Origin of the sequence: Neorhizobium huautlense, assembly GCF_002968575.1 — a bacterium.
In the GTDB taxonomy this organism is placed as follows: domain Bacteria; phylum Pseudomonadota; class Alphaproteobacteria; order Rhizobiales; family Rhizobiaceae; genus Neorhizobium; species Neorhizobium huautlense.
Window position 1 is genome coordinate 1 of the sequence record NZ_PVBM01000067.1, and the last position, 4,461, is coordinate 4,461.

Genomic DNA, 4,461 nt, shown 5'->3' on the forward strand with positions numbered 1-4,461 from the left:
TCAGCGTCTGGCCAAAGCGGCTGGCATAGGCGACGAACACGCCGATCTGACAGTTCTCGATGCGGCCGGCGGTGCCCGAATATTGCCGCGCCACCCCGACCGAATGGATGCTTTTCTTTCAAGCGGCTCAGCAATCACTTCACAATCGGTTCATATATCACCCGACCTGCTCCAGGTTTCCGCAGAAGATCGGCATCGCCGGAAATGTCGAGAGCGAACTCATAGATCGGAAGCTTTGCAATTAGTACGGACCTGCTGGCGAGGAGCAATTTGCAGCGATCCAAACAGTAGCGGCGACAATTTGTCCGTACGGCGACATAAGTTCCTTCGCCAAGCTGTTATTGCCTTTGAACTGACCCGGCGTAGCCCGATTGGGGATGCGGACGAAAACTTGGACCCCCAAGGGTAGTTCATGTATTCCCATCCAGCCAGAGTTCGCGCGGTCGAGCTGTATATAAAGCTCAAGCGGATTAACGCGACGATCCACCACCTGGGCGATTGCCTCGCGAGAAATGCTCCTTGATTGTTTGGCCTGCTGCCGGTTTATCGGGCACGAGGTCAAGCTATTCCCACCTTGGTTTCAAAGTCATTGGGGCTGAGATAGCCCAGTATCGAGTGGCGACGTTTCGGGTTGTAGAAGCGCTCGATGTAATCGAACACGTCCGCCTTGGCGTCGTTCCTCGTGCTATATACCTTGCGTGCCGTTCTCCCCGTTTTCAGTGATGAGAAGAAGCTCTCCATTGCGGCATAATCCCAGACATTTCCAGAGCGACTCATCGAACAAGTGGTGCTGTGGTCGCCCATGAGGCGCTGGAACTGCTCGCTCGTATAGTGGCTTCCCCGGAATGATGCAGGAGCGCATCTGGTTTTCCCAGACACCGTATCGCCATGGTCAGCGCATCTGTGACGAGTTGGGCCGTCATGCTGGCATTCATCGACCAGCCGACAACACGGCGTGAGAAGAGGTCAATCATGCCGCGACATACAGACAGCCTTCTGCGGTCCAGATGCAGGTGAAGTTGGCCACACATTTCTGGCGCGGCCGCTCTGCCACGAACTGGCGGTCGAGGACGTTCGGCATGATGACTCCACGGTCGCCGGCATCCTTTGGGAAGTCACGCCGTCTTGGCCTGGCCCGGAGCGCATTCAAGCGCATCAGTCGCTCTATACGATGGGGGCCACAGTAGAATCCCTCTTCCAGCACATCGTGCCAGACCCGTCGAGCACCATAAGTGCGGTCCCTGGACTTGAAGCTCTGCGTGATCCTGTCCAGCAGGACCTCGTCATAGCGGGCGTGTTCGCTCGGAGAATGATTGAGCCAGGCATGAAAACCTGAACGAGAAACCCAGCGCTTCGCAGCCATGCCACCGGCCAGATCGAACAGTGCTTGCAATTAATGCGAATTTCATATCGCGTCCCTGGCAAAGTAGGCTGCGGTCCTTTTAGGATATCACGCTCAGCGTTCAGCTTGGCGACTTCGCGACGGAACCGCTCGATCTCAAGTTGCTCCGGCTTCATCTGGCCTTTTCCGGGAAAAGACTGGCTGGGGTCGTCGCCGTATTCCCGAACCCATTTGCGCAACACATTCTCGTGGACATCAAGCTCACGCGCCGCCTGGGCAACAGTGACCCCACGTTCCCTGACCAGCTTCACCTATAGCGCGACGATCAGGATGAGACTCGCATTGCCGCGGGAGAAATGCTCCTGATTGTTGGCCGTTGCCTCATCTGATTTGCTCCCAGCATTTGTGGGTGCGGAGCAAATCAGATGAGGCTGATCAGCGTGACGACGAAAAAGTAATTGAGTGCTGCTCTGGCAAAGCGCTATGGGGCCGGAAAGCGGGAGGAAAAATCGCAGATCCTTCGATCAGTTCGTTTCGATCAGTGGGATACATCGCAAACATGCGATGCGTTTGCTGCGGGAGGCGGACAAGCAACCGCAGTCGCGAACGCGGGCGCAGATTTATGACGAAGCGACCCGACAGGCTTTGATAGTTTTGTGGGAAGCTTCCGACCGTAGCTGTGTCCTGGTTTGAGCGAGGACATGATGCCCAGGCGGAAGCAAGCGAAACATACTGACGTGAAGGATATCCGATCGATCCTGCGGCTTACATTCGAACAAGGATTATCGATACGTGCCGTTTCCGAGCGGCTGAAGATCAGCAAGACATCGGTTTCGACGTACCTGCTGCGGGCAAAGGAAGCCGGGCTTGCAGTCTGGCCTCTACCTCCGGGCCTAGTCAAAGCGATACGCCTGTTGGGCAGTGGCTACGCGCGCTGGTTTCCCGCGGTATTCACCGTAATGTTGCGATCGTGGCCCTTGCAAACAAGCTTGCGCGTATTGCCTGGGCGATTTTACGTAAGGAGCAACCGTATGAGAGAACCTTCGGCGTAGCAGCAGCATAACAGGGTTAGCTGCGCTTACACGCAGCCCACGATGTTTGCGAGAAGGAATATAGATGGCCTGACAGTCAATCGGCGTTCAGAAAGTCCAGGCGTGGAAATGGTTCATTGAAACCGTGTTGGTTATCGTGGCTCTGGACGTGCGGATATCCATCTTGGCCGCGGCGTGACCGTGAGACCGAATACGTTGAAGCAGACTGCACAGGAATCTAAAAAACTACTTGCAAACAGGGCGGGCCATACGTTTTCACGCGGGACTTAGCCGATGCCGCATGTCTTCACCAGTTGCATTCCTATAGCCTGCTGCGCGGATGCTCTCGTCCCAGTGCCCAGGTTGCGACTTTGCGTGCTAATCTGCGCCAGCGAGAACGGCTGGTGGAGTATGCGGGAGCTCATATCCAGCACATGCAGAACGCCTTGATGGAGATGAATCTGCAGGTTCATCATGTCGTCTCCGACATCACTGGCGCCACCTGTATAAAGATTATCCGCGCAATCGTTTTCCGGCGAGCGCGATCCCGACATCCTGCATCATTGCGTGATGTCCGCTGTCATTCTTCAGCCAAGCCAATCCGAGCATACCTGATTGGCAACGCGGTAGTGAGCCGTTTCACCTCATCAAGCATCGCATCAGCGTGATCTCCAACCATTCCGTTGCGCTCACGGTCGACCGTCAGGCCCGCGCCACGTCGGGATAGGCTTCGATGGCGGCGATCGCATCGTTCACTAACTTTGCACCGGCCTCTGCGAGCTTAGGAAGCGTCGCGAAGCCAAATCGGTGAACGTCGCGCACTGTTTTCGAGAACACGACCAGCCGACCGGTTGTGAGGAGCACTTTTCCAAAGCCCTTATCGCTGATCATGATAGTCGGCGTCGTCACCAAACCGGTGCGCGTTTCGATTGTAAGCCCGCCGGCGGTGTAAAAGATATTGAGCCCAACATCATGTCCGGATCGGGGATCGCCGATGATCGGGATTTGACGGCGCTGCTCTTCGGTGACGATGAACTTGGCCAACAACTCCGTGTCTGATGCGCCGTCCTGCCATCCATAGGTATCCTGAGCGCGGATCAGCCGCGTGAGACATCTGACGAATGGGGTTGCAAGGACCGCCTCATGCTCGTTGACAGCAGACGTATCCCCAGTGGTTAACACTTCCTTCATAAGATCAGTCCTCGTCCTCGAAGGGTTTCTTTTCCGCGATGCCTGCTTGCGCCAGCGCCTTGCGCAGCCACGGTGGAGGAGCCGTCTTAAGCATTTTCTGGGTTCGTGAAAGTACGTCTTTAATGGGTTCGGAGTGTCCCACCTTTATCGGATGGATTTTAGCCGAAACCACCTTGGCTGCGGAGGGTCCGCCGATAGCCACGCAAAAGAGGAGGTGGCAGCCGCTCAACGCTTTCACCTTCGGTGTGATCCGGGCATCGCCCTCGATCCAATGCTTCCCGGTTTTGTGGGAAACCTCATCGAAGCTCACCGCTTCCAGGAAATCCCAGCCGTCGCGCGTCACATCGAAGACTGCAAAGTGCTTGGCCGATTCGAAATGGGCATTTTGCGTTTTCATATCCTGCGTCGCAATCGCGAGGCGCAATGCGCCCGAATGCTGCAGATGCATCTCGTCAGCGACGAGCGACAGGCCTCGAACCGAATTCATCCGGGATTACTCCGCCTCTGCAACGCATCGACCATCTCAGGAGATGACGTATGTCGGTTGGCCTGGAAGATGTTTGCCGCCTCGAAAATCATGTCGCGCGTACCCCGATGCAGAATTGTGAGCTCGTGTTTGCTGCCGAGACGATCAAATACCGGGAAGCCGACGCGCATGAGAGGAATGCAAGGTGCTCCGCCGCCTGGCGACCGTGGGAATGTGTAACGAGAAGATCAGCGCCGCCCGCCAGATTTTGGAAATCGCCAAGATCGCCAATCTGGATCGATTCGGCGGGCTCTCCGAAGACATCCTTGATTTTTGCCTTGAGCGAGGGCATTGCGCGCGTCTCCAAGTTCAAATCATGTCGGCCGGCCTTAGCGAGGCCGACCGCCGCTTCTAGCGGGTCAGGTCATAAG

4 protein-coding genes and 4 pseudogenes are annotated in these 4,461 nt (G+C 56.2%); 2 read left to right on the forward strand and 6 right to left on the reverse strand.

Features of this window, described 5'->3' with window-relative positions; genetic code table 11:
* A pseudogene (locus C5L12_RS27380) lies at window positions 1–118 on the reverse strand (transposase); the annotation flags it as partial.
* Between the two features lie 440 nt (window positions 119–558).
* A pseudogene (locus C5L12_RS27385) lies at window positions 559–1,653 on the reverse strand (IS3 family transposase).
* Between the two features lie 393 nt (window positions 1,654–2,046).
* On the opposite strand from C5L12_RS27385, the pseudogene C5L12_RS27395 reads away from it, so the two are divergent.
* A pseudogene (locus tag C5L12_RS27395) lies at window positions 2,047–2,235 on the forward strand (sigma factor-like helix-turn-helix DNA-binding protein); the annotation flags it as partial.
* 425 nt (window positions 2,236–2,660) lie between these two features.
* Here the strand turns inward: C5L12_RS27395 and C5L12_RS29175 are convergent.
* From C5L12_RS29175 to C5L12_RS28515, 4 genes and pseudogenes are all read right to left on the reverse strand, one after another.
* Window positions 2,661–2,846, reverse strand: coding sequence for a hypothetical protein (locus C5L12_RS29175; protein ID WP_157949141.1), 186 nt, complete (start codon window positions 2,844–2,846; stop codon window positions 2,661–2,663).
* 229 nt (window positions 2,847–3,075) lie between these two features.
* Window positions 3,076–3,564 (reverse strand): NifX-associated nitrogen fixation protein, encoded by a 489-nt coding sequence (locus C5L12_RS27405; protein ID WP_105375132.1) that lies wholly within the window; start codon window positions 3,562–3,564, stop codon window positions 3,076–3,078.
* Between the two features lie 4 nt (window positions 3,565–3,568).
* Window positions 3,569–4,051, reverse strand: coding sequence for a nitrogen fixation protein NifX (gene nifX, locus C5L12_RS27410; RefSeq protein ID WP_105375133.1), 483 nt, complete (start codon window positions 4,049–4,051; stop codon window positions 3,569–3,571).
* Window positions 4,017–4,340: pseudogene (locus C5L12_RS28515) on the reverse strand (nitrogenase component 1); the annotation flags it as partial. The pseudogene C5L12_RS28515 and the gene nifX, both read right to left, overlap by 35 nt.
* On the opposite strand from C5L12_RS28515, the gene C5L12_RS28285 reads away from it, so the two are divergent.
* Window positions 4,236–4,445 (forward strand): hypothetical protein, encoded by a 210-nt coding sequence (locus C5L12_RS28285; protein WP_157949142.1) that lies wholly within the window; start codon window positions 4,236–4,238, stop codon window positions 4,443–4,445. The pseudogene C5L12_RS28515 and the gene C5L12_RS28285 sit on opposite strands and share 105 nt — an antisense overlap.
* Window positions 4,446–4,461: the final 16 nt, after the last annotated feature.

What these genes read in the sequence shown, in the direction of transcription:
- C5L12_RS29175 (WP_157949141.1), bottom strand. Translation starts at nt 2,846, where the DNA reads ATGAACCTGCAGATTCATCTCCATCAAGGCGTTCTGCATGTGCTGGAT.
- C5L12_RS27405 (WP_105375132.1), bottom strand. Translation starts at nt 3,564, where the DNA reads ATGAAGGAAGTGTTAACCACTGGGGATACGTCTGCTGTCAACGAGCAT.
- nifX (WP_105375133.1), bottom strand. Translation starts at nt 4,051, where the DNA reads ATGAATTCGGTTCGAGGCCTGTCGCTCGTCGCTGACGAGATGCATCTG.